Source organism: Mesorhizobium sp. FG116, assembly GCF_057809835.1.
This window is the reverse complement of the sequence record NZ_JBMDKS010000078.1, coordinates 1-3,712: the sequence shown is the minus strand read 5'-3', so window position 1 is coordinate 3,712 and position 3,712 is coordinate 1. Positions and strand designations below refer to the sequence as shown.

Genomic DNA, 3,712 nt, shown 5'->3' with positions numbered 1-3,712 from the left:
TGCGATCCTGCGCGACCTGTCGCGTGAGATGGGCTTCCGGGCTTTGGTGGCGCCCACGGCGGAGGAAGCGCTGGACCTGGCCAAGGCGTTCATGCCCAACGCAATCGTCCTTGATGTCGGACTGCCGGACGAGTCAGGCCTTTCGGTACTCGATCGCCTCAAGCGGGACGTCCGAACACGCCACATCCCAATTCACGTCATCTCGGCCGGAGATCATGCCGAGACCGCTTATTCGCTAGGTGCGGTGGGCTATGAACTCAAGCCGGTGAAACGTGAGCAATTGGTCGAGGTGCTGCAAGGACTTGAAACCCGGCTGTCACAAAGGGTGCATAGGGTTCTTATCGTGGAGGACGATCTGGTGCAGCGGGAAGCCGTTGCAAAGCTGCTGACGTCCCACGACGTCGAGACGGTTACCGCCGGCACCGCGGCCGAGTGCCTCAAGCTGCTGAAGGAGCGCACCTTCGACTGCATGGTGCTCGACCTCTCCTTGCCCGATGCATCGGGCTACTCGCTGCTCGAGACGCTGAGCCAAGAGGACGCTTACTCCTTTCCTCCCGTTATCGTCTATACCGGCCGGGAACTTGCAGCGGACGACGAGCAGCGCCTTCGTCGCTATTCGAAGTCGATCATCATCAAAGGCGCGAAATCCCCAGAGCGGCTCTTGGACGAAGTCAGCTTGTTCCTCCATCAGGTGGTTTCCGAGTTGCCCGACGAACAGCAGAGAATGATCCGCAAGGCCCGACACCGGGACGCTTTGCTGGAGGGGCGGCGCATCCTTGTGGTCGAGGACGATGTCCGCAACGTCTACGCCCTGACCAACATCCTTGAGCCGCGTGGCGCGATCGTCGAAATCGCACGCAATGGCAAAGAGGCCCTGACCGCCCTTGAAAAGGCCACGAACGGCCCCGATGGGATCGAACTCGTCCTCATGGACGTGATGATGCCGGTGATGGACGGGCTGACTGCCACAAGAGAAGTCCGCAAGAACCCGCAATGGAAGAAGCTGCCGATCATCGCGCTTACGGCTAAGGCGATGCCCGACGATCAGCAGCGCTGCATCGAGGCTGGCGCCAACGACTATATGGCGAAGCCTCTGGACGTCGAGAAGCTCCTCTCCCTTGTACGCGTCTGGATGCCGAAGTGACCGAAACCCATCCAGCCGAGAAGATCGAGGACATTGAGATAAGGCTCCTGCTGGAGGCGCTCTACGTCAGGTATCATTACGATTTCCGCAACTATTCCCTGGCCTCGATCAAACGGCGCCTCAGGCAGGCTCGCGAACAAATGGGGTTTGCGACCTTCTCCGCGCTTCAGGAACGCGTAATGCACGACCCGGCCATGCTGCCCCGGATCCTGCGCTACCTGACCGTCCAGGTCAGCGAGATGTTTCGCGATCCAGGCTATTTCCGCGCCATTCGGGAGAAGGTCGTTCCGCACCTGAAAACCTATCCTTCGCTGAAGGTCTGGGTCGCGGGCTGCAGCAACGGTGAAGAACTTTATTCCTTGGTCATCCTCTTTCGTGAGGAGGGTCTGGAAGAGCGCACCATCTTTTACGCCACTGATATCAACCAGGAGGCCCTCCATGCCGCGGAGTCAGGGGTTTTCGCGTTGGACCGCGTCCAACTGTTTACCGAAAACCACCGCAAATCCGGCGGCAGGTCGTCCCTGTCCGACTACTATCAGGCGGCGTATGGGCGAGCTCAGTTCGACAAGACTCTACGCAGGAACGTTGTGTTTTCCGATCATAGCCTGGTGACGGACGCGGTGTTTGGCGAGATGCATCTGATTTCCTGTCGCAACGTCCTGATCTATTTCAATCGAGGTTTGCAGGACAGGGCCTTGGGGCTGTTTGGCGACTCGCTTATCCGAAAAGGGTTTCTTGGGCTTGGGGCCAAGGAAAGCCTGCGGTTCTCCCACCATGCCGGAGCGTTCGAGGAATTCGTGCGCGATGAGAAAATCTATCAAAAGCGGGCTGCATGATGTCGGTGAGCGCGGAGGCTGTGGTGATTGGCGCATCCGCGGGGGCGCTCGAGGCGCTTTCGGTCATCCTGCCGGCCCTCTCGAAAGGGTTCAGGTTGTCGGTGATGGTAGTCGTGCACCTGCCGCCCGACAAGCGCAGCGTGCTGGCGGAGCTTCTACAGGCAAAGTGCCAGATTCCGGTCCGGGAGGCGGACGATAAGGAGCCGATCCTCGGAGGGACGGTCTATTTCGCACCGCCAGACTACCATCTTCTGATCGAGCCGGATAAAAGTCTGTCGCTCTCCAGTGATGAGCCGGTCCTGTTTTCCCGGCCGTCGATCGATGTCCTGTTCGAAAGCGCCGCAGACGTCTACGGCCCGGCTTTGATCGCGATTGTCCTCACCGGTGCCAATCAGGATGGAGCCAAGGGGATGCGCGCTGTCCTGGACCAGGGAGGTGTGGCGCTGGTGCAGGAGCCACGCCGGGCCTTCGCGTCCGCGATGCCCGAAGCCGCTATACAATTGTCTCCCCTCGCGCAGGTGATGGCGCTTGAGGAAATCGCCATGTACTTGCAAAAGGTTTGAGATCGACCATGCTTCCCGTGTCCTTTCTCCTGGTCGACGATCTCGAGGAAAATCTCCTGTCGCTTGAGGCGCTGCTGCGCCGCGACAATCTGTTGTTGCTGAAAGCGCGCTCGGGAGACGAGGCGCTCGAGCTTCTCCTGCGGCACGATGTGGCCCTGGCGCTCGTGGATGTGCAGATGCCCGGTCTGGACGGTTTTGAATTGGCCGAGTTGATGCGCGGCAACGAGAGGACCCGGCACATTCCGATCATTTTCGTGACCGCCGGCAGCGCCGATGGTCAACGGCGGTTTCGGGGCTATGAGGCCGGTGCGGTCGATTTCATCCAGAAGCCGATCGAGACCGATGTGCTGCGAAGCAAAGCGGGGGTATTTTTCGACCTTTACCGCCAGCGTCAGGAGATCACGGCGCAACGCGATGAGTTGGCCGTCCAGGCCGAGGCCCTCAGAAACGCGGCACGCGACAAGGATCTCCTGCTGCGCGAGATCAATCATCGCATAAAGAATCTCTTCAGCCTGGCGGCCGGATTGATCTCTCTCAGCGCCCGGCGCGCGACGAGTGTCGGTCAGCTCGAAGCCGATCTCACAGCGCGGCTGCAAGCGCTTTCGCGGGCGCATGACCTGACACTACCGGACTTGAATGGCGGTGCGGTGGAGGCCACGACTGGGACAACCGTCGTTTCTCTTTTGGAAGCAATCCTGGCCCCGCATGAGCCGCTCTCGGGTCGACGCATCGCCATCAAAGGCACCGACGCGCCGCTTTCGGGCAAGGCTCTGACATCGCTGGCGTTGCTGTTTCACGAACTTACGACGAACGCTGCCAAATACGGGGCGCTGTCCACGCCAAATGGTCAGCTGGAAATCGCAGTGTCAGCAACCGATGATGCCCTTCATGTGCAGTGGGACGAGCAAGGCGTTAGGCCATCAAGAACCAAATCTGCGCGTGAGGGCTTTGGAACGATGCTGGAGAAAGCGACCCTGGCTGGCCTGGGCGGGGCAATCGTCAGAGACTGGGAGCAGGAAGGCCTGTCCTTGTCGCTGCGCGTGCCCCTGGCAAATCTGGTCGTTTGATGTCTGCGTTTCTGGGGATGAACTGAGAGCGCGAGCCAGGAGATCGACTTGTACGTTGCGACGGTGGTGCAAATGGGGATCTCGAACAACAACGTCGGTTCA

4 protein-coding genes are annotated in these 3,712 nt (G+C 60.0%); all 4 read left to right on the top strand.

What is annotated here, in order from left to right:
- The coding region (locus ACODTY_RS23500; protein WP_488996591.1) for a response regulator at positions 1–1,144 on the top strand (1,144 nt) is incomplete at its 5' end.
- Positions 1,141–1,980 carry a CheR family methyltransferase gene (locus ACODTY_RS23495; RefSeq protein ID WP_488996590.1) on the top strand — a complete coding sequence of 280 codons (840 nt, stop codon included), beginning with the start codon at positions 1,141–1,143 and terminating at the stop codon, positions 1,978–1,980. The genes ACODTY_RS23500 and ACODTY_RS23495, both read left to right, overlap by 4 nt.
- Positions 1,981–2,003: 23 nt before the next feature.
- Positions 2,004–2,543: a chemotaxis protein CheB gene (locus ACODTY_RS23490; RefSeq protein WP_488996589.1), complete on the top strand. Its 540-nt coding sequence runs from the start codon at positions 2,004–2,006 to the stop codon at positions 2,541–2,543.
- Between the two features lie 8 nt (positions 2,544–2,551).
- Entirely contained in the window at positions 2,552–3,610 is a 1,059-nt protein-coding gene (locus tag ACODTY_RS23485) for a sensor histidine kinase (protein WP_488996588.1), read from the top strand.
- The last annotated feature ends 102 nt before the right edge of the window (positions 3,611–3,712 follow it).